Source organism: Anaerocolumna xylanovorans DSM 12503, from assembly GCF_900143645.1.
GTDB classification, from domain to species: domain Bacteria; phylum Bacillota; class Clostridia; order Lachnospirales; family Lachnospiraceae; genus Anaerocolumna; species Anaerocolumna xylanovorans.
This window is the reverse complement of the sequence record NZ_FRFD01000010.1, coordinates 29,406-54,867: the sequence shown is the minus strand read 5'-3', so window position 1 is coordinate 54,867 and position 25,462 is coordinate 29,406. Positions and strand designations below refer to the sequence as shown.

Here is a 25,462-nt window from a genome sequence, read left to right as displayed (position 1 = left end):
GAAGCAGGGAGGATAAAGCGTGGTTAGTCAGACATTTATCATAACGAATCAAAACGGGTTACATGCAAGACCCGCCGGTGAGCTGGCCAAGATAGCCAGTACCTGCAGCTCGGATATTATGCTAAGAGTCGGGGAAAAGAGAGTGAATCCCAAAAGCATTCTAAATATCATGGCGGCAGCCATACGGTGCGGTACGGAGATTGAAATTGAGTGTACCGGAGCGTCGGAAGAAGAGGATTTAAAAAAGCTTTGTGAAGCAATTGAACAGGGTTTAGGTGAGTAGAGAAAGGGAGGAGATCCATGAAGGTGCTGAAAGTGAACCAACCTGCCTCCGCCGGTATTGCTATGGGAAGAGCAGCTCTTTATAAGCCAAAGATAAGAAAGATAGCTGAAAATACCGTAGATACAAATGAAATTCCTCATGAGATAGAACGTTTTAAAGAAGCCGTATTAAAGGCAGAAGCACAATTAAAGGAGCTGTCCGAGGCAAATCCCATATTTGCAGCCCATCTGGAAATGGTAAAGGATAGTACTCTTCATGAAGCTGTTATCTTAAAGATTGCAGAGGAAGGCCAGAATACAGAGAAAGCAGTATTTGGAGCCTGTGAGGAGTTAATCACCATCTTTGGAGCTCTTGAAGACGCATATATGAAGGAGCGGGCCGCAGATATTAAGGATATCAGGGAAAGACTTCTTAACAACCTGACCGGAGTAAGTGCGGCTTTCCTGACTTATGGGGAAGATGCCATACTGATAGCGAAAGATTTAACACCCTCTGATACCGCCTCTCTTGACCTTTCTAAGATAAAAGGACTTATCACCAGGGATGGAGGAATAACAAGCCACGTTGCCATCCTGGCAAAAAGCCTTTCCCTTCCTGCTCTGGTAGGTGTAAAAGAAATAATGGAGGAAGTGCGGGAAGAAGATTATCTGATACTGGACGGTTATAACGGGGAGATTCTAATAAATCCTGACGGGGAGATACTTGATAAATATAACCTTCTCTTAGAGAAACACCTGGAAGAAAACAGATTGAAAAGGGAAGAGGAGAGTCTGGCCGGTAAAACCACCGATGGCAGGGAAATCCATCTTTTTGCCAATGTAGGAAATACCGGGGATGTGAAGAAGGCAGTTAACTTTCAAATAGACGGCATCGGCCTGTACCGCAGTGAGTTTCTTTATCTTAACAGCAGCTATTTCCCCACAGAGGAAGAGCAGTTCTTAGCTTATAAAGAATCGGCCTTGCTGTGCGGCAAAGAAATTACGATACGTACTCTGGATATCGGAGGAGATAAAACACTTCCTTATTTTCCGATGGAAAAGGAGGATAATCCCTTTCTTGGCTGGCGGGCAATCCGTATTTCCCTGAACGAGAAAGAAATGTTTAAGAACCAGTTAAGGGCAATCCTAAGAGCAAGTGCCTTTGGAAAGATAAAGATTTTATTTCCAATGATTATATCCTTACATGAGCTCCTGAAAGCAAAAGAAATCTTAAAAGAATGTATGGCGGAACTGTCAGAACAGGGTATCTCCTATGATGGCAGTATAGAGACAGGTGTCATGATAGAAACCCCTGCCAGTGTCCTGTGCGCAGAAGAGCTTGCCGCGGAGGCGGACTTCTTTAGTATCGGAACCAACGACCTGACCCAGTATCTCCTTGCGGTGGATAGAGGCAATGCAAAAATTGCAGAGCTTTATAATTCCTTTCATCCTGCTGTTCTAAGGAGTATCCGTCTGGTAACACAGGCAGCCCACCGGTATGGGAAAAAGGCAGGAATGTGCGGCGAATTCGCAGGAAATGAAAAAGCAACAAAGCTTCTTATCGGTCTTGGACTGGATGAACTAAGCATGACGCCTGCAAAAGTTGCAGATATAAAATACACCCTTCGAAGAATCTCCTATGAGGAAGCTAAGAGCCTGGCAGAAGAAGCCTGTAAACAGACTTCTGCCGAAGCGGTTATCAGAGTACTGGAAGAGAATTAAACAGATTTATAATTGCTGCTATTATCTTATAGATACCGTGAAGAGGCGAATCTATAGAATAATAGCAGCAGTTTTGTATAAGTGCCATATTTAATGTTTAAGAAAAAATCACATGTTTTCTTTCATAAAGTACCGTTTTGCCGAAAGAGTAAGAGATAGCCCTAAAATTGATATAATAAAACCCGGAGAATAAATGGACTGTTTAGTCAGCTTAAATAATAAAATAACCGACATTGACAGAAAAAACATATTATAGGCTATCATCAGCCAATACCCCCATTTTTTAAGTCTCAATAATCCATAAGAGATTGTTATGAGAATTAAAGTTGCAAATATTCGATATGAAACATTGAAAAGAGTGGGTTCAGGGGTAATAACTCCAAAACGTTTAGTGAAATTTGGGAATAAGGAAACTATCAATAAAAAAGCATTTAAAAAATTCAAATCAGCAATGTATTGTACTAAAACAGGTCTGTTCTTTTTCATATATCCTACCTTCTATGTTTTTACTTCCTATACGATAATGAATAACGGTGAATTACTTTCTAAAACTAATACTATACCAGAAGCTTGAAATTTACCATATCAAATAATAATTTTTCGAAGTTCTTGCTATCTTCCCATTCCGGTATTACAATAACAATAAATGAATAGCGGGGTGTAAAGTCAGGTTTAAAACATGCGAAGGAATGGAGAACAAATATTATGAGCAGTAAGCAAAAAGAAATACTGGTATCCGGTTATGGACCGGTTAATGGGGAACCGTCCATAAGAATGTATGAACTGTCAGAAAACAATACCGTAGATAAGATCGCCTGGAAAGAATACGCAAAAGAATCTTCCTACCTTTGTACCTGGAAGGATATGTGCTTTGCGGTCAGGGAAGAGAAGGACAGCGGAAGTATTCTTTGCTATCAGAGGGTAGGAGAAACCTATGTATTGCGTCATGAATTGGATCTGCAGGGCGGGGAGCTCTGCCATCTGCTTTATGAGCCTGACTGTGGGGTTTTGTATTGCTCCTTTTATGGGACAGGCCATGTGGCAGCTGTTAAGGTGGAAGACTACCATTTTACCGAAATACTTAATTTCATCAAGCTGCCGGTGAATGAGGAAAATGGCTTGACAAGAGCACATTGCTGTGAAAAGGAACCACAGGGAACTATGCTTTTGGTTGCAGGGATTTCCCAGGACAGGGTATTTGTATTTGAGACGGATAAGGGAGAAATATTATCTGATATTCCGGTTAGTGAGATTGTATTAAATAAGGGTGCCGGTCCCAGACATCTTAAGTTTTATCCGATTTTAAATTATCTCTATGTGATAACTGAATATTCCAATGAAATTTATGTATACCTGTTTGAAAAAGAAGATAATAAGCCGATCTTTACCCGTATTCAGGTTATCAGTACCCTCTCGGACTGGTTTGGAGGGGTAAGCTATGGTTCCAGTCTTGCCATATCGAAGGACGGAAGATTTTTATATGCAGCAAACCGGGGAGCAGATACCATTGCCGTATTTGACATTAATCCTGGCGGACTGCTCTCAAAGAAGCAGGATATTAGCTGCAAAGGAGAATATCCCAGGCATATTGCTCTTTCAGGGGATGACAGATGCCTTATGATCGCGAATCAGAAATCCAACCAGATAGTATTGTATGCAGTGGATGAGATGACCGGAAAGTTACAGGAGGTCATACAAAGACTTGATTTTAACAACCCTTCCTATGTAGAAGAGATATAAGAGGCGGTATTATACAGCCGCTTGCTTTTAGAGAGCAGTATCCCAAGAATATGAAAATAAACGAAATGAAAGAAGGAGAAGCTATGAGCGGGCAATTTAAAAAACTGGTTACAGAAGCAAGATCTTTTCGAAGATTTGAAGAAGAGAAAGAAATTAGCACGGAATTGTTAAGTGAGCTGGCGGATTTAGGAAGGCTTTCTCCAAGCGGGGCAAATCTTCAGCCTTTAAAATACATATTAGTAAGCAAAGAGGAAGTAAGAGAGAAGGTTTTTGCCTGCCTTGGCTGGGCAGGATATCTAAAGGATTGGGACGGACCTGTAAAGGGTGAGAGGCCCGCCGGTTATATTATTCTGTTAAGAGATAAAGACATTGCTGTTAAGCCTGGAATGGATGAAGGAATTGCTGCCCAGAGTATCTTCCTTGGAGCTGCCTCTATGGGAATAAAGGGCTGCTTTATCGGAAACATAAAGAAGGCAGAGCTGGCAAAAGAGCTTGCTATACCGGAAAAATATGAGATAGAGCTGGTTATTGCCCTGGGATATCCCAGAGAGGAAGTAGTAATTGAAGAAATAAAGGAAAACAATATAAAATATTGGAGAGATGAAAAGGCAGTCCATCATGTACCTAAAAGAACTTTGACGGAAGTCATAGTGCAGACCTTTTAATTCCCCTAAACAATTAAGGTCCGTTCCTGTTTCAGGTGGCTTGTATCATTGAAAGATTCAAGCACCGGATCATCCGGGCTGCGGAAACTAAGCTTTGTAATGGCGGTGTTACCAACATAAAAATGGTGGTACATCGTCATTTTCCATTCAAAGAGACCGATAAGGCCTGCCTTTATAATAGCGCCATGGGCAACTAATAAGACCTTTTGGCCGGCATGGTCAGCTGCAATGGAAAGTATCGCAGCAGCAGCCCTGTTACTGGCATTACGGATAGATAAATCACCGCCCATCAGGGGGCAATCCTTTTCATCGTTCCTCCAGAGGGCAAATTCCTCCGGGTAGCTATTTTTAATCTCATCGAAAGTAAGGCCTTCCCAGGCACCGAAATTAATTTCCCTCATTTCTTTGCAGGGCATTACTTTAAGTCCTGTGCCTTCACAAAGGATATTTGCCGTTTCGGTTGCTCGGATCAGAGGGCTTGCATAAATAGCCTGGAAGTCCGGTTTAAGAGAGGCTTTTAGGGCCAATGCCTGTTTTCTGCCCTCCTCCGATAGTTCTATATCCGTACTGCCCTGGAATTTTCCAAGCTTATTCCAAATGGTTTCGCCATGTCTTATCAATAAAATTTCTGTGCTCATAAAATTACCTGCCTTCTATAATCATCATGCATGTCAGTATGTTCGAACTCTGTTAATTGTATCACAGCAGTTACAGAAAAACAACCACACCGGCTGCCATGGCAGAAGAACGGTGTGGTTGTTTCTATGTTTTACTATGTTAAATTACTAAATATATACTAATTAAATTTTATGGTATAGTATCCGGAAGTAGCCTTACTTGCTTTTGTTACTTTAATATAATAGGTTCCTGCGGACATGCCGTCTTTTGAAGCATATACACCGCCGTCGTTCTGGTATAAACGGAAGGTGCTGCCGATTAAGATAAGTCTGTCATTTGCGGGAATTATCTCAAATTTTATGGTATCACTGGATTTTGCATATACGCTTAAGCTTAAGACTTGCTTCTTGGTCAATTTAACTTTATACCAGTCTGCTTTACTTGTGCTGTCCTCTGCCAATGCCAATCCCTTTATTGTCTTGCCTTTTCCGATGGAAACTGCTTTGGCTTTGGAAGTGTTGCCTGCGCTTTCTTTCACAGCGGTGAAAGTATAGCGTAATTTGTAATCATAAGAAGATTTGGTAACAAGGTAATAGGTACCTTTTTTAACAGCATAATAGGCAGTGTATTTATTATAGCTGCTAAGATACATCTGATCGGTGAGCGCTTTCTTGCTGCTGTTGGTTAAGGCTACATAAACAGAACTGGTTGAATCATTCAGAGGAGCAGCTTCCACTGTAATATATCCGGGAGTGCTTATTGTGACCTTATTGTAAACCAGGCTGTCATAAGAAAATGAATGGGTGCCAAGCCATACTTTATTTTTCAGAGCCTTGTTTTCACTGCTGAAAGAATAAGGAGTAGCGGTTACAACTGCATCAGTTGTTGCATAGCTTGGTATTTCTAATTTTAAGTAATAAGTTCCTTTTGCAGGAACATCAACATCTAAATCACCACTTAAAGTGCCGGAGCTTAGATATTCGGAATATCCAACGGCGGTGGTACAAGCCTCATCCTTGAATAATGCGATAGTAACTGATTTTTCAACGCTTGTTCCTACCAGGTCAATCTTTAACTGCCCCTTATAATCCATATTGACCGGTACGATCAAAGATTTTGTTGATACGGGGATTGTAAGGTCATAACTTTCAAAGGAAGAAGTATCTTCATCACCGGTAACTAATGAAGCAGGTTGAATTGTATCATAAGTGCTGCCGGTATCTGTTGCTTCAGAAGCCTTTACGTTCAGGGATAGTAATCCAAGACAAAGGCAGATTGCAAAGAAGCCAGATAATAATCTGAGTTTTTTCATAAGTTTTAGTCGTCCTCTCATTTGTAATTTATAAGATACTTAAAAATGTATTACTTTAGATAGTAATACATTAATTAGAGTTTATTATATATTAAAATTTAACAAAATACAATTATATTCTGTAAAATCCAACATAAAAATTGTAATTTAAAACAGTATTAAAATCTTTCATTGCACCCTAATTTCTCCTATGCTACAATGAAAAGATGAAGATACTTGTTTGGGAGGTTAAGATGATATTACCCATAAAAAAAGACCAGCCTATATCATTAAAGAAAGCGCTTTTGGTAGTGACAGTAATATGCTGGACGGTTCCGATTATAGTATTCATGGTCTTTATGTTTTCCTATTACAGAAACAATATCGTACGAAAAACAGAAGTCCTGATGGAGGAGAGCCTTAAGAATTATACTTCCTTTCATAGCCAGAAATTAAATGAAGCCATTGAAAGTTCAAAGAAAATATCCTATGACCTGGTACTGGAAAAGGCATGGAGAAAATATGAGAATAAAGAAATGACAAGTTCCACTTTTTATAAGGATGTTATCGGTAATTTAAAAAGCAAATACATTAATGACAACCGCTTTGTCATGACTACGTTTTATTTGGTTGATAAACCGGACAGTCTCTTTTATGTTACGAGGGAGCAGTCTAATTATCAGCAGACATATATCCGGGAAGTAAAGCGTTTTGCAGAAGCAATTACCCATCAGAACACTTCGGATGCCCATGTGAAGATTATAAACGGGAAGATATACATTATCCGAAACCTCTACACTACCAGAAATTATACAAAATTCGGGACATTGGTGCTTGAGCTTAACACGGATAAGCTTTTTGAAGGCATCAATATGAATAATGATTATGATTTAGCCTTTTTTGTGAATGAGCCCGGTGAGATGATTTATTATAATAGCGGATTGAAGGAACAGGGAGAGAGGGGAGTATTAAAACAGCTTAAACTCAAGTTCACCTACGAGAATAACCGTAAGACCATAAAAGCCGAGGACAAGGTTTATCAGGGCATTGTCTATCAGCAGAAATTTGATGATTACTATTACGGAGCGGTCCTTATAGCGAATAAAGATGTAATCTTTAGTGAGATACACGTCATGAACAGTCTTATATTATTTAATATACTTATTATCATACCTGTTTTTGTCTATATGCTTTATTTTATATCCCATAATATCGCAAAGCCTATGGAGCGTATGGTAAAGGCGGCTAAGAATATTGAAGGCGGTAAATTCGGATGGCAGATAAAGGGTGAGGCTATGCCAAACCAGGAATTTGCATACCTGTCGGATTCCTTTAACCGGATGTCTTCCGAGGTAAAATATCTTTTTGACTATGCATATAAAGAGAAATTGGCGAGAAAAGAAGCAAAAATCCTTGCTCTTCAGTCCCAGATCAATCCTCATTTTCTCAACAATACCCTGGAAATGATGAACTGGCAGGCCAGAATGGCCGGGGATGATGATGTTTCAAAAATGATAGAAGCATTGGCTGTTCTTCTTAACCAGAGCATGGGAAGGGAGAACAGGAAACTAAGTTCCCTGGCGGAAGAACTAAAGGGAGCAGATGCCTATATATATATCACCTCCATGAGATTTGGAGACCGTATCCGGTTCGAAAGAGACATTGATGAAAATCTATTGCAGATACAGATTCCGCAGCTGATATTACAGCCGCTGCTGGAAAATGCGGTAGTACATGGCGTATATACCGTCAAAGGAGGAGTTATCAATCTTTCTGCTTATCAAAATGAAGGAAAGATTATAATAAAAGTTACAAATACAGGAGAGCTGTCAGGGGAAGAGGAAAGAAAAATTCAGTCATTACTGGAGAACGGCAATGCCGGGATGTTTGAGGGAAAGGGAAAGCATGCATCCCTCGGAATACGAAACGTTAACGAACGCATCAAGCTTATTTTTGGAGAAGACTATGGACTAAAGATTTATTCGGAAAACGGCGTGGTTATTTCAGCTATAGAAATACCCTGCGACTGGGAGGAAGAAGGTGAAAATGTAAAAATAACGCAAATAGGGAAGAATGAGGAGGGGTAATTTGGCCAAAAAGCGAAGGTATATGGAACCGGGCAAGATAGAACAAATAATGTCAAGATAGTAGAATGAAATACGGCACTGGAATAGATATAATTCAATTTGTAAAGAAAGTTTACATAGATACAGCTTGTAAACTTGCTTTATTAGGGAGGAAAATTATGAAAAAAAAGGCTAAGTGGTTAGCGCTATTTTTAACCATAGTTTTAGCTCTTTCTTTTGTAGCGTGTAGTAGCAAAAACGGCAGTAAATCTGATAATAGCAGGAATACGGGGGTAACGCCTGCTGATAAAAAAAATCCGGTAACACTTACTACAGTTTCCATGTTTGGCGGAACGGATCCGAACGCTCCGAATTATCAGGCAATTATCAGTCAGTTTATGAAGGATTATTCTTACATAACCATTGAAGATGATTCCCAGGTATCTGACCAGGATTGGAAAACCAGAATTGCCGCTGACTTTGCAGTGGGCAATGAACCGGATGTAATACAATATTTTATAGACGCCAATGCAAGTGATGTTTTAGCAGCAGATAAATTTGTAACAATAGATGAAATTCGAGCAGAGTATCCTGATTATGCAAAGGACACTCTGGATTCTGCCTTAAAGGCAGCAGCAAATCCCGATGGAATAGAAAGGGCAGTTCCGACCACCGGATATTGGGAAGGCTTATACTGCAATAAAGACCTTTTTAAAAAATATGGTCTTGAACTTCCTACTACATGGGATAACCTGCTACAGGCAATAGCAACCTTCAAAGAAAATAATATTATTCCTATTGCAGTTTCCCTGAATAATGTTCCCCATTATTGGGTTGAAGCCCTAATACTGTCCGCAGCAGGTTCCGAAGGCTATACGCAGGTTCCTGAAACTGTTCCGCAGGATTGGTGTACGGGACTTGCTATGATTAAGACATTAAGGGATATGGAGGCATTTCCAAAGGATACGGATACAATTGATAATGATTTCGCAGGAGAGCTTTTTAAGTCGAAGAGAGCGGCTATGAAGCTTGATGGTTCCTGGTTTCTAAGCAGTATTCCTGACAAGCAGAACACGGTTATTACAGCAGTGCCCGTAATGCCCGGCGGAAAGGCTAAGGAGGGTGAAATCATCGGGGGTATATCTTCCGGTTTTTATATTACCAAGAAAGCTTGGGAAGACCCTGATAAAAGAGATGCCGCAGTCAAGTTTGTTATGGCGAATACCAACAAAGAGGGCGTAACGAAATACTGGAACGGAAGTGGGCAGGCGGCTGTATCAGCCGATCCTATTAAGGATATGACACCTCTTGCAATTTCGGGATTTGAATACAGTAACAAGGCATCAGTTACCTTGCTGCCCATTGATTCCAGAATCTCGCAGGAGGCATATAATACTTTGATTGCCGGTATTGTTGACATTTCTACGGGAGCCAAGACACCGGAGGATTTATTAAAGGAAGTATTGGATATTAATGCAAAGCAATAAGGTATAACAAACAGAAGGGGATTGTTGCAGATAGCTTGGTTTGTTGAATTAGGCTTGATGCAATGTCCCCTTTTTTAAATACACAAAAAGCAGCACAGGAGGCAGCAATGCTTTACAAAAAGAAATTTCCTCTGGTCATCTTTCTGATACCGGGACTTATACTGATATTTTTATTTCTATATTGGCCTTTTATTGAAAATATCAAAAACAGCTTTTATGATATAACCAATTTCGTAAAAATGCCAGGTAAAGAGTGGACGTTTATCGGAGTGGAGAATTATAAAAAGCTGCTTACGGATTCAAAGCTAAGGATAGCTTTTGCCAATTCCATCAAAATGATGGGGCTTGCTGTGGTATTTCAAGTGGGCATTGCTTTGGGACTTGCGATTTTTGTAAGCTGGTTAAGAAGAGGAGAGAATTTCTTTCGCACGATATATTTTTTTCCTATTGTTATTTCAGCAACTGCAATAGGTCTGATATTCAAGCTATTTTATAACTATAGCGGAGGGATGTTAAACCAGTTCCTGGAGGTTATAGGGAAAGACCCGGTAAACTGGCTGGCTCCCGGGAGAGCCTTTACTATGATAGCCATTCCGATAATCTGGAGTTATGTGGGATTCTATTTTGTAATTCTTTTGACCGGATTAAATGCTATTCCGGAGGAATTATACGAAGCAGCAAAGGTGGATGGCTGTTCAAAGGTTAAGCAGGTCCTTTATGTTACCCTTCCTATGATGAGAGGAGTATTTTGCACCTGTATCATATTGGCTGTAACAGGAGCATTAAAGGTATTTGACCTGCCCTGGGTCATTGCCCCAAAGGGAGCGCCCCAGGGAAGGACCCATTTCCTTGGAACCCTGATGTATGAGCAGACCTTTACCATCGGAAATGTTGATTATGGTTCAGCTATTGGTTTTGTTATTGTGATATTTGGGCTTTTGGTGTCCTTAGCTGTAAATGAATTGTTAAAGCCGGACGCAAATTTGTAAGGAGGATCTATCTTGAAAAGCAGCGGTGATGCAAAGGAGCATAAGAGATTTTCCATAAGGAAGACAGTGACTTATCTTATACTGGCCTTATGGGCTGTGACAACGATTTTTCCTTTTGTGTGGGTTATTAACAATTCCTTTAAGCCTTCTGCTGAGGTTGTTAATACTTCCTTTTCGCTGCCTAAAAAGTTCATCCTTACTAACTATGTCAATGCGTTTGGCAAGCAGGATATTTTGGAATCCTATAAAAACAGTCTGGTAATTTCAGGAACAGTAATGATAGCCGTGATGTTTCTCGCTACCATGATGGCTTTTGCTATGACAAGATACCGCTTTAGAGGAAAAGCCATAGTCAATGCCATTATTCTGTCAAGCCTTATGATTCCCGCTTTCTCTACGATTGTACCTGTCTTTAAGAAAATGGCCCAGTTTGGTCTTTTAAATCTTCCCGTCAGCGTGATCCTGCCGCAGGTAGCAGGAAATCTAAGTTTTGCCACTGTAGTGATGATGGGTTTTTTAAGAGGGATTCCTCTTGAAATGGAAGAGGCTGCCTATATGGAAGGAGCAGATGTCTTTAAGGTATTTACCCGGATTATCATGCCGCTTTCCAGGCCTTCTATGGCGACAGTTGCAATCTTTTGCTTTCTATGGTCTTATAATGATCTATTTACCCAGCTTATAATGATTAGGAGGCGTTCAGGATTTCCTATCAGTGTCTTACTCAATGAAATCAGTTCCAGATACGGAACTGATTATGGACTTATGGCATCAAGCGTTACTTTGATTATAGTACCGGTCCTTATAATTTACGCATTCTTGCAGAAATACATTATTAAAGGATTGACAGCCGGAGCTCTTAAGGGATAAAATATAAGAACAAATAAATGCCCGAAATGGAGAAATACTATGTTTAAGGTTATGATTATTGATGATGAACCCATTATTGTGGAAGGGATCAAGAAGATTGTACCCTGGGAAAAATATGGGTGCCAGATCATAGCAACTGCCAACGATGGTATTGAAGGAGGGAGGCTAATCAGAGAGCTTAAGCCGGATATCCTGTTCTCGGACATCTCCATGCCAGGAGTGGATGGACTGACTATGGTTGCCGCTTTACGGTCTGAATTTCCCAATATTAAGATTAGTATATTAACAGGATACCGTGATTTTGATTATGCCCAAAAGGCAATCAGCCTTGGTGTAAGCCGGTATTTATTAAAGCCCTCCAACCTTGCGGAAATCGAAGAAGCAATTGTTGCCATGACGGAAGGGATGATTCCTTCGGAAAATGAGGACGAGCCTAAAAGGGAAGAGGCGGAGGAAGACTGCGAGACCAAGGCAGCAAGCAGCTTTATCGTATATAATGCCGTTCAATATATGGAAGAAAATTATAACCGGAAGATTACTTTGTCAGAGGTGGCAGAAAAGACATACATCAGCCAATGGCATTTAAGCAAGCTTTTAAATAAGAATATGGGACTTAATTTTTCGGAGATTTTGAATAATATAAGAGTAAAGGAAGCGAAAAGGCTTCTGATGAATTCCTCCATGAGGATAGGAGATATTGCATGGGAAGTGGGATTTACGGATATTGCACATTTTTCAAAAGTATTTAAAAAACTGACAGGATTATCAGCCAATGAATACCGTAACAGCATTCTGGTGAAGAAGATGATGGATGCAGAGAAAAAGTAAAGAGGAATAATAAAAAGACTGCTTTACCCTTTAAGGTGTTAAAGCAGTCTTTTTTTACATTATCTTATATACATTTGTTTAAATTGCATTGTGGCAAAAGGCTGCTATACTGTCAAGGGGAATGTCGCAAACAGAACCTACGGAACGGAATCCGTTATAATTTCCGCAGTTGTTGTTATTTATGTCGCCGCAGCAAGAACTACCAAGCGGGCAGGCGGGAGCAACGCCCTGTCTTGAATCAATGCGACAGGTATCGCAGGTTACAGATAACAGAACACCTGTAAAACCGCATCCTGAAACGCCTCCACTTGTAGTAAAGATAATAACCGTTTGCCCAATATAGTTACAAAGATGTCTGGCAAAACTTACGTTATTTGTTAATCCGTTACTTAATCCGGGATTAAAAAAATTATTTGACATAATGAATCCTCCTATTCCATTGAGATTATACGGCATTGTGACAGAAGGCTGCGATCTTATCGATAGGAATATCGCATACGGAACCTACTGTATAGGGCCTCTGGCAATTATTCTCAGGATAAAGGTTAGTGCAGCAGGAACTGTTCGGTCCTCCGATAGGATTAGCAGGTGCACTGCCAAAATCCGTTACCAGCTGGCAAAATTCATTGTTTACGCCAAAGAGAACACCTGTAAAGCCGCATCCGGAAACACCACCGCTCTTTGTAAATATCGTAACTGTTTCACCGATATATCTGCAAAGTGTAGAAACTAAGTTCTGGTTTGAATTAAAACCTCCACATGCCATAGGAATTCCTCCTTAAAAATTTATTAGGTCATTCGACTGTTTATCGTTTATAACCTTACTTTATAATATGGCTTCTGACACATAATGTGACATGAAATGATAGAAAATTACAAAAAAATTTAAAAATATTTTTCCATATTATGTAACTGCATCACAGACTTTAGCGGGAAATTGATTATAATAAGGATATAAACAATAAAGGAGTGTATCACATGGGTGTATTAAAGATAACAAAGGAGAACTTTAAGAAAGAGGTTCTGGAATCGGAAAAACCGGTTTTATTGGATTTTTGGGCATCCTGGTGCGGCCCCTGTAAGATGGTATCACCGATTATTGACCAGGTAGCAGAAGAGAAGAAGGACACGATTAAGGTCGGAAAGATTAATATAGATGAAGAGGAAGAATTAGCAGAGAAGTTCCGTATTATGAGCATACCTACGTTGGTTGTTATGAAAGAAGGTAAGGTAGTTGAGAGCACCGTAGGAGTAAAGCCCAAGAAAGCAATTCTTTCCCTGTTGTCGGAATAAAAACCCCAAAAATAAAAACTGCGGTCAATTGAGGGAAGCTCATTGAAACCGCAGTTTTTTTATATTGTAGAAAATTACGTCCTATAAGATAAATTAACAGCTGTGTATACATGTAGATATTTCCTTATAGCTTTCAGAGGGAGTTCTTAGAATATTCCATATCTCCCGTTAATATAATGAATCAAGCTTATAACTATAATGGAAAGGCTGCATACAATTTGGAATCAAATGAAATCAGAAATAAACTAAATAATTATCAAAAAGAGATTATTCATTACAGTCAGATGCAGACCTTCAGCAGAAACCTCTACGAAAAGAATTACTACCAGGGTCTTATGCAAAACAGAACGGATAACTTTGCTGCAGAATTGGAGGAAATGTTACTTTCCGAAAGTTTGGCAGAAAACGATACGGAAGATAGAGTATTTACCTTAAGCGAGCTCTCTTATTTTGATGGCAGTGAGGGGAGGCCTGCGTATGTGGCAGTAAACGGAAAGGTGTATGACGTAAGTAATATAGCAGCCTGGGGAGGCGGAACACATTTTGCGGGATTGCGGGCAGGAAATGATTTATCAGGTCAATTTGCGAGCTGTCACAGAGGTATGGCTGCAATGCTTGATCAGCTTCCGGTGGTGGGAACCATTGCCTTGGAGGAATAATTGTTAATAGGATAATTGAAACCCACATATAAATTAGTATAGATAGAACAGGTGGAGTATATGACAGAGGCGGATAGGTATAAGATAACCAGTAACGATTATACGGATATTCTTGCGGAAGGATATGAAAGAATCAATAATCTTGAAAGCTCAAGTGATTATGCGGTAAACAGGATAACCAGTGACTATGCGGTATACCATATACCCGCATCAAGGCTGACGATAGACAGTACCCAGACATTCGGATATGCGTATATACCTAAATGCTATGGGCTTATGAATCTGTCAAGCAGTGAAGCATCCGGGATAGTCAGAGTAAGGGATAATCCTGCTCTGGAATTAAGAGGACAGGGTGTATTGGTCGGCTTTATTGATACGGGAATAGATTATACCAATCCGGTGTTCCGGTATGCAGATAATACCTCTCGAATAGCTGCCATATGGGATCAGGGAATAGAAAGCGGCAGATACCCGGAAAATTTTTATTTTGGAACGGAATACAGCCAGTGGGATATTAATACCGCTCTGTTAGCGGATGATCCTTACAGGGTTGTGCCAAGCAGGGATATAAGCGGGCATGGTACGGCATTAGCAGGGATAGCAGCCGGAAATGACAACGTATCTGATAATTTTTCGGGAGTTGCACCGGATTCGGAAATTGTAGTAGTGAAATTAAAAGAAGCAAAACAAAATATAAAAGACTTTTTTTGCATTCCTCCTAATGTGCTGTGCTATCAGGAAAATGACATCATGCTGGGTATCCAGTATCTAATGGATATTTCAACAAAATTGGACCGCCCTATTGCCATTTGTATTGGGATTGGTTCCTCACAGGGAGCCCATGAGGGGGAAAGCGTTTTGTGCCATTACCTGAATGACGTAGGAAAGCTTCCCGGAAAATCGGTTATAGTAGCGGGCGGAAATGAAGGCAATACCAATCATCATTATTATGGGCAGATAAATCCAAGCACGGATTTTGATGTGGTCAATTTGAATGTAGGAGAGAAAGAAGCAGGCTTTACCATGGAGCTATGGGGATTTGCTCCTAATATTGTAGCACTGGAATTGTATGCACCTGAGGGCAGTCTGGTGTCAAGAGTATCCGGAATATTCCTGCAAAGAAGTACGCAGATAGTAAACCATAGGGGGACTACTATTTATATAGACAATCAATTTAGCGAAGAGCGGACGGGAAATCAACTGATTATGTTCCGGTTTGTAAGTCCAATCCCTGGTACATGGAGAATGGTAGTATCCGGAAGCGGAGATTTGCTGCTTCGGTATCATATATGGCTTCCAATCACCAATTTTCTTACGGCGAATACATATTTTATTAATGGAAATAAAGATACTACCTTATCAATTCCGGCTAATGCCAGTAATACATTGGCTATTTCTACCTATAATCATCAGAACCAGAGCCTTTATTATTACACCGGGAGGGGATTTACAAAAAACGGAGGGCTAAAGCCTGACGTTGCTGCTCCGGGAGTAAATATAACGGCACCTTCCGTAAATGGCGGTTTTTATGACGCTGCGGGAAGCAGTGAGGCAACGGCCCATGCCACAGGTGCAATTGCTTTGATGCTGGAATGGGGAGTGGTCAAGGGAAATATCACCAAACTAAATAATATATTGCTAAGACGGCTTATAACAAATGGGGCAAGGCGATTGCCGACAGTAACATATCCGGACCCGGGCTGGGGATTTGGAACACTGGATATCTACAGGGCCATAATGAAGTATTATCAGGACAATTAAAACAATACAAAAAGTGTATAAAAAAACAGCCAGGGAAAGGAAAGCCGGAAGGTAAATGGCTCCTTTCCCTGGTCTATTAAGGTCTTATGTGTTCACTGAATTGGACAGTAAGCCCGTTTGGATCTTTTACATAGATAAAACGGATGGTGGGATTAGGCTGGATCGGACCTGCTGCAATAGGAATATTTTTCTCTTCCAGTACTTTAATAAAATCATCCAAAGGTTCAGCCAGAAAGCCGATGGATATATCCTTACCGACTTCAACGGCCTCGCCGTCCTTATGCCAGATCAATTCCAGCTTTGTTTCACCGGAACCTAAAAAAGCAATTTCCTGATTAGGACCCGCAGAAAAACGTCTTTCCAAAGGAAGACCGGCAACCTCCTGATAGAAATACAGAGACTCTTCCAGATTATTTACATGAACAGTACACCAGCTAAACTGCATATCTTACCTCTTTTCTTATAAATTCTTGTTTTATTTGAAGTTATTTCTATTATAATTCGGGATGAAAACCATTGCAATGAGCTAATTTAACAGAATATAAAGGTATAGTTCTTCCACGAATAAGGTGTTCAGTCCTATAGGACGTCCTGGTTGTAGTTGTCGTAAGCAGAGATAAAGCCCGGATTATTCTCTTTTTCCATAAGACGCCAAAGGCTTCCATAGACATTGGTAGCACTGACGACAAAGCTTGGCAGTTTTTTATAATCAATATTTATACATTCATAAGCACCTGCTTCTTTAAAATAATCTACTACCTCCTGTAAGGTTTTGCAGGCAAGGTTAAAATCGGTTTGTGTAAGACACCAGATAATCCATCCGCTTGCAGTTGCCCAATAAGCGCCGTTTTGATATTCTTCCTTCTCTATTCGGATAAGAAGCTGTTCCCAATACTCTCCCTTCATAAGATGGCGGATTTGTCCCTTATAAACATATTCGCTGTAATGGTCTGTCAAAAAGCTTAAGACAGTCTTTTTACGTTCCTCACTTACAGGAAAACCGATGTAAAGCATATAGGCATTGCCCCAGATATCTAACTGCCTGCAGGCATTAGAAGCGGCAAAATAAATTCCGGCGGACAAGTCCAGCAGCAGGTCTATATTATTTATGATTTGTTTGGAATGCAGGGCATACCAGACCGTATTTTCCCTTGTGTAGCAAGAAAGCATTTCTTCCATAAAGCAGCAGGCACGCCAGAATAAAAGGGATTCCATAAACAGATAGCCGGTTTTTGCAACTGTATCCGTAAAACCGTAGGGAGAATGAGGCTTATCAGCGGGATTATATACCAGCCCATTTTCACCCAAAGGGATAATATGCAGGCCTGTTTCCAAAAAAGGCAACCATTCCTTGAAAAGATTTCCGAAATCTTCCCGGGGCATCCGTTTGCTTAAGCTATAAATTGTAAAAACCAGAAAAGGAGTATTGTCCAGATTGGCTTCTCCTATTGGCTTGCCAAGTTCGCCGGCAGCATAAGCGGCAGTGCCATTTCCATAGATACGGTCGGGCATCCAGCCATCCTCTCTCCTTCCCATAATGGAATAATTAATACATTGAATGATATCCTGCACTGGTATATGGTTTCCTGCATACTCAACCATATAAGAAAAGTCACGCAGCCATAATGCATCATAGCTGGAGATTCCATCGGGGGTATATAAAACGGTGCTGTCAAAAGCCTTTGTCCGGCTTCCTTCTATTAATGATTTTGACAAAGTGTTTAAATAGTCCAGTGTTTTTGCACTTGCATTCATTGAGCATCCTCCTGTAAATAAAATAAATAGTAATTTTCTGTAGTATAACATAGAATAAGAGATAATAAAACATTATTTATAAAAACATTTTGTAAAAAAGTTTTGTAAAAATACTTTACAAAAGAAAAACCAGATGCTATAATTAGGACATGTTAGAGGAGGGAGATGAAATTGGTGCTAAAAAATACTACGAAGGTATTAAAGGAAGCAAATAAGTATCTTGTAATGCAATGTATTCTTAATTGTGAACCAATAACAACGGAGGAAATTGTTAAAAAAACATTGGTTAGCAGGCCTACAGTATTGGAAATACTAAAAGAATTAACAGAAGAGGGTTATATTTTAAAAAACGGCTATTCCGAATCTACGGGAGGTCGGTCGGCTGCTCTAATTAATGTAAACAGAGACTCTTGTTACGCAATAGGGGTGGATTTTGAATTTCCTAAAGTGCGTATGGCAGTTTCTAATATGAAAGGGGGTATCGTCCAGTCGAAGGAAATTAAGTTTACTCTTAATGAGATGCCCGAGGTTATTAAAAAGAAGCTTATATCTGAGATTTATCTGCTGTTGGATAGGGCGGAAATTACGCTGGATAAAATAGTTGGAATTGGATTGGGACTGTCGGGATTAATTGATAAGTCAAAAGGAGAATCCTTACGGATTGAACGTATTAAGGGCTGGCACGATGTAAATATTCAAAAAGACCTGGAAGAGGTTTTTAAGGTTCCGGTTTATATCAGTAATGATGTCCACTTATTAAGTCTTGTAGAAAAGAAAAAATATATGACACTTGAACAGAATGATTTTATTTACATCGGAATCAGGTCCGGTATCGGCAGTTCCATCTTTTATCATGGAAAGATGTTAAGCGGCAATAATGGAAATGCCGGATTTATTGGACATACTACGGTAGATGCAAATGGCCCTATGTGCTTTTGCGGAAATCGGGGGTGTTTGGATGCGTTTTCCGGTGAACTTGCCATGAATGACCAGTATGGGAAGATTTGCAGAACGATGGGGATTGACTTTGATGAGGAAAAGTATTTTACGGTACAGCAATTTATAAAAAAGGCGAAAGAAGGAGACAAAGCCTGTGCCAGTATTTTGAATCAGGCCGGTTTCTATCTTGGAGTAAGTATTGCTAATATGGTAAAGACATTGGAGGTGCCTTCCGTAATCATTGGAGCCTGTCAGGGAATTGAGGATTCTATTCTGTTTGATACGGTAAAGACAACAATAGATTCACTTATGAACAGAGAAATGAAGGAATGCTTTTCTATTCATCCCGGAAAGCTGCCGGAGGAGGAATACCCTCTTGGAGCCTGCTATTACGTATTTGAACACTTGTTTGAAAAACCGAAGCTGTCATTGGCTATCGATTGATGTACTTAACTCACATATAATCCTTATGGGTTATAAATAAAAACTATATATAGGAGGTTTACTATGAAAATGAGAAAGGGAATAGCGTTGCTTATCTGTTTAGTTCTTATAGTTATAAGTGCAGCAGGGTGTGGCAAAACTTCCGGTACGGAAGAAAAGAACAATAAGGAAACGGCAGACAACACGGGCAAAGAAACGAATACGGATAAAAAGGTTAAACTTGAAATTTTATCCTTAAAGACAGAGGAAGGGCCCAAAAAAGCTTTTGAAGAAATGTTTAAGGGGTTTCAAAAAGATCATCCCAATGTAGAATTTGATATACAGTCTATGACATCGGATGAACTTAAAACAACTTTGCGTGCAAGGGCAGCATCAGAGGAAATGCCTGATATTATTACATGGATGAAAGAAGTTGAACCGGAATATCTGGCGGATTTATCAGGAGAAAGCTTTATCCAGAACCTGAATGCGGATTCTGTAACAGCAGCCAATGCCATTTATGATAAGGGTACTTACGCCATGCCCGTTGATAATGGGTATATCGGGCTATATTATAATAAGGATGTTTTGACAGCGAATGGTTTGGAAGTACCTAAGACAGTCACAGAGCTTAAAAAAGCATGCGAAACCTTAAAAGCAAATGGGATTACTCCTTTTGCATCCAGTTTAAGTGATCTTTCAGTGCCGTATATGTCCTTGATTGCACTATTTTCTGAAACTGTATTTGGGGCAAATCCCGACTGGAGTACACAAAGAGATGCAGGAGAGGTTAGTATTCAGGAAGACAGCAATTGGAAAGCCGCATTTGATTTACATAAGGAATTCGTGTATGACTATAGTGATCGTGATGCGGCATACAATCAGACCTATGACGACTGCGCGGCATTGCTTGCCAATGGGAAAGTTGCTTTTTACGGCAATGGTTCATGGGCCCTTTCAGGTATCAGGGATGTAAAACAGGATGCGAATATTGGTCTTATGGCTTTTCCTATTTCTGACAATGAAAAAGATGCTAAGCTGCTTTGCTTCCCGGACACGTCCTTATCAATTTGTGCGGGGTCTAAAAATGCAGATGTTGCAAAGGAATTTTTAGCATATGTTGCTTCTGCGGACGCCGGTAAAATATGGTCTGAAAATGTAAAGGTTTCCTCTACCGTAACCGGTGTCAATGTGGATTATGATCCCATTGCAACTGATATTAACTATTACCTGACAAACAATTTATTTACTCCTTATGGAGACCGTGTTTTAAGAAGTGTATTTACAGATAAATTATGGGAAATTTATTCTTACTATATGCTGGGCGAATATGACTGGAACACACTGGCAAAAGAGCTTGACAATGCTTGGGACATTGCAATGAAAGCCCAATAAAGGATTTGAAGAATGGGCATGTGTAATGGTATCTGCTATTACACATGCCACTATTATTAGGTGGTTAGGTTGAAAAATAAATTTTTCAACTACGTATTCAAGAATATCAAATCAGAGATTTGATATTCACCAAAGAGGTTAATATGAAGAAAAAAATGAAAACCAATTTATTTTATGGATTATTATTATTGCCTGCACTGGTACTGTTTGTCCTGTTTTTCATTATACCGGTAGCCCAAAGTACCTGGCTTTCCTTTACGGATTCTTTCGGAATGAAATCCACCTATCATTTTATCGGGCTTGATAACTACAAGGAAGCACTTAGAGATTTAAGTTTCCGCAAAACGATTGGGGCTACATCAAAATATGCACTTATCAGTGTGGTCGTTGGCAATATTTTATCCTTGATTCTGGCTTTGATTCTGGACTCTAAATTAAGGTTGAAAAATTCATTGCGTGCTGTATTTTTTATTCCGAATATCATGAGCCTGCTGGTTGTAGGATATATCTGGAACTTTGTATACACCTCTGTATTTCCTGATGTCCTGGAAGGACTGGGAATGAAAAGTTTTGCGATTTTAGGAAGCAAAACCCTGGTTATTCCGGCATTGGCCATAGTTGGAATCTGGAATGCGGCAGGTTACTATATGGTAATTTATATTGCGGCACTGCAGGGGATTTCAGAGGATTTAATTGAAGCAGCTAAAATAGACGGTGCGGGTACCCTGCGGTTATTGTTCAATATCCGCTTGCCTCTGATTGCTTCCACTGTTTTTACCTGCTTGATTTTATCCATTGCTGCTCATATGAAGGTATTTGAATTACCATATACCATGACTTCGGGAGGACCTGTAGGGGAATCCACTACAATGGTATATAAAATCTATACTACGGCATTTAACGCAAACCGCAACGGTTATGCTTCTGCCCAGTCCATTATCATGTTTATCATTATCGCAGCGATAACCTTGATATTAAACTATATCATGAAGAAAAGAGAGGAGAAGCTGTAAATGAATTGGAAAATAGGTAAAAAACTATTATATGCGGTAAAAGTAATACTTATCTGGATTTTTGCAGCCATATTTTTTGCACCTCTTTTGTTGGTAATAGTGAATTCGTTTAAATCAAAAGGCGAAATAATGACTTCTGCGATCAGTCTGCCAAAATCCTTTTATCTGAATAATTTTGTAACCATTGTTACGGAATCTAACTTTGTTTCTTCCTTTCTCACCAGCCTTATGGTTGTGACGATTACGACAACTCTGACAGTTCTGGTAGCTGCCATGGCCGGCTATTCTCTTGCAAAATGGAAGAATAAAGTTGCGGGATTTCTCATGACTATGATAATGTGTACTCTTTTTGTACCATTCCAGGTATATATGGTGGCAATGATTGTAGTAGTAAAAGATTTGGGACTAACAGGTAATCTGTTTGGTCTCATAATGGTTTACGTTGCTTTAGGAATGCCGGTTCCGATTTTTTTGTGCCGCAGCTATGCGGTAGGAATGCCAAAAGAGATTGAAGAAGCTGCTATTATTGATGGTTGTTCTAACTGGAGTATGTTTTTTCGTATAGTATTACCCTTAATGAAGCCTATACTGGCTACAGTAGCTGTGTTAAATGCATTATGGGTATGGGGAGAATTTTTGGTGGCATTTTTAGTATATGGAAATGCAAAGCCAATGACATTGCCGCTTTCACAAAGATACTTTTATGGGACATACAGCAATCAATGGAATTTGATACTTACTAATTTCTTAGTTTCAAGCATACCGGTTATTCTATTTTATATAGTGATGCAAAAGCACATTGTAAAGGGAATAACGGCCGGTGCGGTGAAAGGTTGAGAAGAATGTTAAAAATATTATCTCCGTCAATGATGTGTGCAGATTATGGATGTTTAAAAGAGGAAATTAATAGGCTTGAAAAAGCCGGCGCCACAAGGTTTCATATAGATATTATGGATGGAAGCTATGTGCCCAATTTTGGTATGGGTATGCAGGATACGGAACTGATCTGCCAAATAGCCCAGATACCTGTTGAGGTACATCTAATGATAAAGAACCCGATAAATTATGTGGAAAGGTTCATAGCTCTTGGGGCAAAAGTTATATATATACACCCGGAAGCAGATGTACACCCGGTTCGGACTCTATTGGAAATCAAAAAACTCGGGGCAGTTCCGGGGATTTCCATTAATCCGGGAACCTCCCTTGAATCCATAAAAGATATTTTGTATTATACGGAAAGTATATTGGTTATGACGGTTAATCCCGGATTTGCCGGACAAAAATTTTTAAAACCGGTTAAAAACAAGGTTGAAAATCTTGTAGCTTTGAAAAAAGAAATGCCTCTTGAAATTATGATTGATGGTGCATGTTCACCGGAGATGATTAAAGACCTTTGGGAGATGGGAGCAGACGGTTTTGTTTTAGGAACCTCTGCGTTATTCGGTAAAAAGGAAAGCTATTCTGATATAATTAATCACCTGCAGGCAGTATAAAAAGGATAATAATCAGATGGACAATAGAAACAGGCATTTTAGGAAGGTGAACAGAAAATGAAACGTTGTATTGGAATTGATATCGGCGGAACCAAAACAAACATAGGCATTGTGCAGGAAGATGGAAGTGTTCTGGCCCGGAAAAAGCTTCCTTCGGATACTTGTGGCGGAATCGTTGCATTTGTTGAGACTATATATCGAGAAACCATGGATTTGCTTCATCAAAACCGGTTAAAATTAGACGAAATGGAAGACATCGGAATAGGGATTCCCGGTACGGTGGATTCTTTTACCGGTATGGTAGAATTCAGTCCTAATTTATTCGGAACAGATATCAAGGTCGGTACTGTTTTTGAAAAAAAGTTTGGAAGAAAGATTACGCTGATTCAGGATTCCTGGGCTGCGGCATGGGGAGAAAGGCTTTTTGGAGCAGGTAAGCTTTATGAAAATTTTTTCTGCGTTACTTTAGGTACAGGAATCGGCTGTGGTATCATATACCAGGGCGGGATACTAAAGGGAACCATGCAGTCTGCGGGAGAAATCGGGCATACAACTATTATTAGGGGCGGCAGGAAATGCAGCTGCGGTAATTATGGATGTCTGGAATGCTATTCCTCGGGAACCGGTATATTAAAACAGGCAATGGAGTTATTCCCGGAGAAACTTAAAGGAGAGGAAAGCTCTGAAAGGGTATTTGAGCTGGCTGATGAAGGTGATAAGGATGCCATTGATTTAATCGAAGATGCGGTAGACAAGCTGGCCTTTGGACTTGCTATGATGGTTAATTTACTTGCTATTGACACTTTCTTAATTAGCGGAGGATTATGTGTACATAAGAAAAGGATTATTGATCCGCTGCCTTCTCTAATTGAAAAATACGGATATGATTCCTGGGCACGTAAAAAAAAGATAAAGGTAGTCCAGGCAGAGTTAGGGAGTGATGCGCCAATGATAGGAGCTGCGTTTATTAACGCTGAAAATGACAGGAAATTCAAAAATAAGAAAGAATTGATTTTTTTTTCACCCATACCCAGAGATGCTATTTGGGGAGGCGCTTTATTAAAAGAGTATTTTCATTATGACAATTACGGGAATCAGGTGGGACAGTCGTGGTCCTTTAGCGGTCAGAAAAGCGCATCCAATGCGGCTGTCAATGAAGAATATAAGGGGCTTACCCTAAGAATGCTCTGGGAGCAAAGACCGGAGCTTTTTAACAGCAGTTTTTCAGAATTTCCATTTATTATATCATTAGTTCTGCCGGTGGATGATTTGAGTATTCAGGTTCATCCGGATGCAGAATATGCAAGAAAAAAAGGATTTCCTTCCGGCAAAAACGAAGCATGGTATTTTATAGAAGCAGAAGAAGGAAGCAGTATTGTATATGGACATAAGGCAGAAAATGAAAAGGATTTACGCAAATATATAAATGAGAAAAAGTGGGATTCACTGATTGAACAAAGAGCAGTGCACACTAAGGACTTTGTGTACATTCCGGCAGGAACGCTTCATGCCTTAAAAAAGGGCAGTATCGTATATGAGGTTCAGCAGGCGGCCGATATCACTTACCGGTTTTATGATTATGACAGGAGAGATAAGGAAGGCAAGGCGAGGGAGCTGCATTTGGAAGAAGCAATTGCCTGTTTGTCTTATCAAAAGGCAGGAGAGGATAAACCGCCGGTCATATTAAAAGAGGAAAAAGAGTGCAGGATAATTCGCTATCATAATGATGAAAGTTTTTGCATTACCCAAATAGAAGTACATGGAAAATCAGATACCAGCTTTGCGAAATACCAGTTGGCTACTGTTATCAGGGGAAAAGGAACGGTGGAAGGAAAGGCAGTATCGATAGGAGAGAGCTTTTTGATACCGGCGGATTATGGAAAAGTAATACTGGATGGGGACATGGATATTATGCTGACTTCAGAAAAGGTATAACTAAACTAATTGCCTCCAAGCTCATGTTTGGCTTGTAATATTTTGATGATGTTAGTATAATCAAGTAAATAGATATCAGAGTAAAATACTTGAAATAATATTTGTAATAATTGTCGTCGACCTCCGGTGATGTAAAATTCACGGGAGATCGACGACAATAAGAAATTAAAAGAAATGCTTGTTTTTCATGATGTTACTTGAATTTAGAAAGAAATCTGGTTATAAGAGTGTGGCTTATCAATTAAGGAAAAGCCTGATATTA

General features: G+C 39.8%; 25 protein-coding genes. 19 read left to right on the top strand and 6 right to left on the bottom strand.

The window, feature by feature from the left end:
• Positions 1-19 precede the first annotated feature (19 nt).
• The 5 genes from BUF11_RS16680 to BUF11_RS16660 all read left to right on the top strand — a co-directional run bounded on the left by BUF11_RS16680 (position 20) and on the right by BUF11_RS16660 (position 4,388).
• Positions 20-283: an HPr family phosphocarrier protein gene (locus BUF11_RS16680; protein WP_073590002.1), complete on the top strand. Its 264-nt coding sequence runs from the start codon at positions 20-22 to the stop codon at positions 281-283.
• A gap of 17 nt (positions 284-300) precedes the next feature.
• Complete coding sequence (gene ptsP / locus BUF11_RS16675) at positions 301-1,983, top strand: phosphoenolpyruvate--protein phosphotransferase (protein ID WP_073590001.1); 1,683 nt, start codon at positions 301-303, stop codon at positions 1,981-1,983.
• Positions 1,984-2,296: 313 nt separating this feature from the next.
• A complete protein-coding gene (locus BUF11_RS23830) occupies positions 2,297-2,557 on the top strand; it encodes a hypothetical protein (protein ID WP_084558723.1) in 261 nt (86 codons plus the stop codon).
• A gap of 131 nt (positions 2,558-2,688) precedes the next feature.
• Entirely contained in the window at positions 2,689-3,723 is a 1,035-nt protein-coding gene (locus tag BUF11_RS16665) for a lactonase family protein (protein ID WP_073589999.1), read from the top strand.
• Positions 3,724-3,773: 50 nt separating this feature from the next.
• Positions 3,774-4,388, top strand: a complete 615-nt coding sequence (locus BUF11_RS16660; protein WP_242952395.1) for a nitroreductase family protein — start codon at positions 3,774-3,776, stop codon at positions 4,386-4,388.
• Positions 4,389-4,393: 5 nt separating this feature from the next.
• On the opposite strand, the gene BUF11_RS16655 is transcribed toward BUF11_RS16660, so the two are convergent.
• Positions 4,394-5,026 (bottom strand): histidine phosphatase family protein, encoded by a 633-nt coding sequence (locus BUF11_RS16655; protein WP_073589998.1) that lies wholly within the window; start codon positions 5,024-5,026, stop codon positions 4,394-4,396.
• Between the two features lie 158 nt (positions 5,027-5,184).
• Complete coding sequence (locus BUF11_RS16650; protein ID WP_073589997.1) at positions 5,185-6,318, bottom strand: hypothetical protein; 1,134 nt, start codon at positions 6,316-6,318, stop codon at positions 5,185-5,187.
• 233 nt (positions 6,319-6,551) lie between these two features.
• Here BUF11_RS16650 and BUF11_RS16645 point away from each other — a divergent pair, with 233 nt between their 5' ends.
• From BUF11_RS16645 to BUF11_RS16625, 5 genes are all read left to right on the top strand, one after another.
• Entirely contained in the window at positions 6,552-8,384 is a 1,833-nt protein-coding gene (locus BUF11_RS16645) for a sensor histidine kinase (protein ID WP_073589996.1), read from the top strand.
• A gap of 158 nt (positions 8,385-8,542) precedes the next feature.
• Complete coding sequence (locus BUF11_RS16640; RefSeq protein ID WP_073589995.1) at positions 8,543-9,850, top strand: ABC transporter substrate-binding protein; 1,308 nt, start codon at positions 8,543-8,545, stop codon at positions 9,848-9,850.
• Positions 9,851-9,957: 107 nt separating this feature from the next.
• On the top strand, positions 9,958-10,839 hold the full coding sequence (locus tag BUF11_RS16635; protein WP_139243441.1) for a carbohydrate ABC transporter permease: 882 nt from the start codon (positions 9,958-9,960) through the stop codon (positions 10,837-10,839).
• Between the two features lie 12 nt (positions 10,840-10,851).
• The gene (locus tag BUF11_RS16630) at positions 10,852-11,706 is read left to right on the top strand and encodes a carbohydrate ABC transporter permease (RefSeq protein ID WP_073589993.1); all 855 of its coding nucleotides are present in this window, start codon (positions 10,852-10,854) and stop codon (positions 11,704-11,706) included.
• A gap of 39 nt (positions 11,707-11,745) precedes the next feature.
• Complete coding sequence (locus tag BUF11_RS16625) at positions 11,746-12,534, top strand: response regulator transcription factor (RefSeq protein WP_073589992.1); 789 nt, start codon at positions 11,746-11,748, stop codon at positions 12,532-12,534.
• 78 nt (positions 12,535-12,612) lie between these two features.
• Here the strand turns inward: BUF11_RS16625 and BUF11_RS16620 are convergent, their stop codons facing one another.
• Together BUF11_RS16620 and BUF11_RS16615 are read right to left on the bottom strand one after the other, a co-directional pair.
• A complete protein-coding gene (locus BUF11_RS16620) occupies positions 12,613-12,954 on the bottom strand; it encodes a hypothetical protein (protein ID WP_073589991.1) in 342 nt (113 codons plus the stop codon).
• 25 nt (positions 12,955-12,979) lie between these two features.
• Positions 12,980-13,300, bottom strand: a complete 321-nt coding sequence (locus tag BUF11_RS16615; RefSeq protein WP_073589990.1) for a hypothetical protein — start codon at positions 13,298-13,300, stop codon at positions 12,980-12,982.
• Between the two features lie 212 nt (positions 13,301-13,512).
• On the opposite strand from BUF11_RS16615, the gene trxA reads away from it, so the two are divergent.
• From trxA to BUF11_RS16600, 3 genes are all read left to right on the top strand, one after another.
• On the top strand, positions 13,513-13,827 hold the full coding sequence (trxA, locus tag BUF11_RS16610; RefSeq protein ID WP_073589989.1) for a thioredoxin: 315 nt from the start codon (positions 13,513-13,515) through the stop codon (positions 13,825-13,827).
• A 218-nt stretch (positions 13,828-14,045) separates the two neighbouring features.
• Positions 14,046-14,486: a cytochrome b5 domain-containing protein gene (locus tag BUF11_RS16605; RefSeq protein ID WP_242952394.1), complete on the top strand. Its 441-nt coding sequence runs from the start codon at positions 14,046-14,048 to the stop codon at positions 14,484-14,486.
• 60 nt (positions 14,487-14,546) lie between these two features.
• Complete coding sequence (locus tag BUF11_RS16600) at positions 14,547-16,247, top strand: S8 family peptidase (RefSeq protein ID WP_073589988.1); 1,701 nt, start codon at positions 14,547-14,549, stop codon at positions 16,245-16,247.
• Between the two features lie 76 nt (positions 16,248-16,323).
• Here the strand turns inward: BUF11_RS16600 and BUF11_RS16595 are convergent, their stop codons facing one another.
• Both BUF11_RS16595 and BUF11_RS16590 read right to left on the bottom strand, forming a co-directional pair.
• Positions 16,324-16,692, bottom strand: coding sequence for a VOC family protein (locus tag BUF11_RS16595; protein ID WP_073589987.1), 369 nt, complete (start codon positions 16,690-16,692; stop codon positions 16,324-16,326).
• Positions 16,693-16,826: 134 nt separating this feature from the next.
• Positions 16,827-18,002 carry a hypothetical protein gene (locus BUF11_RS16590; RefSeq protein ID WP_073589986.1) on the bottom strand — a complete coding sequence of 392 codons (1,176 nt, stop codon included), beginning with the start codon at positions 18,000-18,002 and terminating at the stop codon, positions 16,827-16,829.
• A gap of 174 nt (positions 18,003-18,176) precedes the next feature.
• On the opposite strand from BUF11_RS16590, the gene BUF11_RS16585 reads away from it, so the two are divergent.
• The 6 genes from BUF11_RS16585 (at position 18,177) to BUF11_RS24450 (ending at position 25,200) form a co-directional block, all read left to right on the top strand.
• Entirely contained in the window at positions 18,177-19,385 is a 1,209-nt protein-coding gene (locus BUF11_RS16585) for an ROK family transcriptional regulator (RefSeq protein WP_242952402.1), read from the top strand.
• Positions 19,386-19,448: 63 nt separating this feature from the next.
• Positions 19,449-20,759: an ABC transporter substrate-binding protein gene (locus tag BUF11_RS16580; RefSeq protein WP_073589984.1), complete on the top strand. Its 1,311-nt coding sequence runs from the start codon at positions 19,449-19,451 to the stop codon at positions 20,757-20,759.
• Positions 20,760-20,902: 143 nt separating this feature from the next.
• On the top strand, positions 20,903-21,772 hold the full coding sequence (locus BUF11_RS16575; protein WP_073589983.1) for a carbohydrate ABC transporter permease: 870 nt from the start codon (positions 20,903-20,905) through the stop codon (positions 21,770-21,772).
• A complete protein-coding gene (locus BUF11_RS16570) occupies positions 21,773-22,609 on the top strand; it encodes a carbohydrate ABC transporter permease (RefSeq protein WP_073589982.1) in 837 nt (278 codons plus the stop codon). It begins immediately after the preceding gene.
• A gap of 5 nt (positions 22,610-22,614) precedes the next feature.
• On the top strand, positions 22,615-23,265 hold the full coding sequence (gene rpe / locus BUF11_RS16565) for a ribulose-phosphate 3-epimerase (RefSeq protein WP_073589981.1): 651 nt from the start codon (positions 22,615-22,617) through the stop codon (positions 23,263-23,265).
• Positions 23,266-23,322: 57 nt separating this feature from the next.
• The gene (locus tag BUF11_RS24450; protein ID WP_175562088.1) at positions 23,323-25,200 is read left to right on the top strand and encodes a type I phosphomannose isomerase catalytic subunit; all 1,878 of its coding nucleotides are present in this window, start codon (positions 23,323-23,325) and stop codon (positions 25,198-25,200) included.
• Positions 25,201-25,462 lie beyond the last annotated feature (262 nt).

Excerpts from the sequence above, each read along its gene's own strand:
- ptsP (WP_073590001.1), top strand. The coding sequence starts at position 301 with ATGAAGGTGCTGAAAGTGAACCAACCTGCCTCCGCCGGTATTGCTATG.
- BUF11_RS23830 (WP_084558723.1), top strand. The coding sequence starts at position 2,297 with ATGAGAATTAAAGTTGCAAATATTCGATATGAAACATTGAAAAGAGTG.
- BUF11_RS16665 (WP_073589999.1), top strand. The coding sequence starts at position 2,689 with ATGAGCAGTAAGCAAAAAGAAATACTGGTATCCGGTTATGGACCGGTT.
- BUF11_RS16660 (WP_242952395.1), top strand. The coding sequence starts at position 3,774 with ATGAAAATAAACGAAATGAAAGAAGGAGAAGCTATGAGCGGGCAATTT.
- BUF11_RS16655 (WP_073589998.1), bottom strand. The coding sequence starts at position 5,026 with ATGAGCACAGAAATTTTATTGATAAGACATGGCGAAACCATTTGGAAT.
- BUF11_RS16650 (WP_073589997.1), bottom strand. The coding sequence starts at position 6,318 with ATGAAAAAACTCAGATTATTATCTGGCTTCTTTGCAATCTGCCTTTGT.
- BUF11_RS16645 (WP_073589996.1), top strand. The coding sequence starts at position 6,552 with ATGATATTACCCATAAAAAAAGACCAGCCTATATCATTAAAGAAAGCG.
- BUF11_RS16640 (WP_073589995.1), top strand. The coding sequence starts at position 8,543 with ATGAAAAAAAAGGCTAAGTGGTTAGCGCTATTTTTAACCATAGTTTTA.
- BUF11_RS16635 (WP_139243441.1), top strand. The coding sequence starts at position 9,958 with ATGCTTTACAAAAAGAAATTTCCTCTGGTCATCTTTCTGATACCGGGA.
- BUF11_RS16625 (WP_073589992.1), top strand. The coding sequence starts at position 11,746 with ATGTTTAAGGTTATGATTATTGATGATGAACCCATTATTGTGGAAGGG.
- BUF11_RS16620 (WP_073589991.1), bottom strand. The coding sequence starts at position 12,954 with ATGTCAAATAATTTTTTTAATCCCGGATTAAGTAACGGATTAACAAAT.
- BUF11_RS16615 (WP_073589990.1), bottom strand. The coding sequence starts at position 13,300 with ATGGCATGTGGAGGTTTTAATTCAAACCAGAACTTAGTTTCTACACTT.
- trxA (WP_073589989.1), top strand. The coding sequence starts at position 13,513 with ATGGGTGTATTAAAGATAACAAAGGAGAACTTTAAGAAAGAGGTTCTG.
- BUF11_RS16600 (WP_073589988.1), top strand. The coding sequence starts at position 14,547 with ATGACAGAGGCGGATAGGTATAAGATAACCAGTAACGATTATACGGAT.
- BUF11_RS16595 (WP_073589987.1), bottom strand. The coding sequence starts at position 16,692 with ATGCAGTTTAGCTGGTGTACTGTTCATGTAAATAATCTGGAAGAGTCT.
- BUF11_RS16590 (WP_073589986.1), bottom strand. The coding sequence starts at position 18,002 with ATGAATGCAAGTGCAAAAACACTGGACTATTTAAACACTTTGTCAAAA.
- BUF11_RS16580 (WP_073589984.1), top strand. The coding sequence starts at position 19,449 with ATGAAAATGAGAAAGGGAATAGCGTTGCTTATCTGTTTAGTTCTTATA.
- BUF11_RS16575 (WP_073589983.1), top strand. The coding sequence starts at position 20,903 with ATGAAGAAAAAAATGAAAACCAATTTATTTTATGGATTATTATTATTG.
- BUF11_RS16570 (WP_073589982.1), top strand. The coding sequence starts at position 21,773 with ATGAATTGGAAAATAGGTAAAAAACTATTATATGCGGTAAAAGTAATA.
- rpe (WP_073589981.1), top strand. The coding sequence starts at position 22,615 with ATGTTAAAAATATTATCTCCGTCAATGATGTGTGCAGATTATGGATGT.
- BUF11_RS24450 (WP_175562088.1), top strand. The coding sequence starts at position 23,323 with ATGAAACGTTGTATTGGAATTGATATCGGCGGAACCAAAACAAACATA.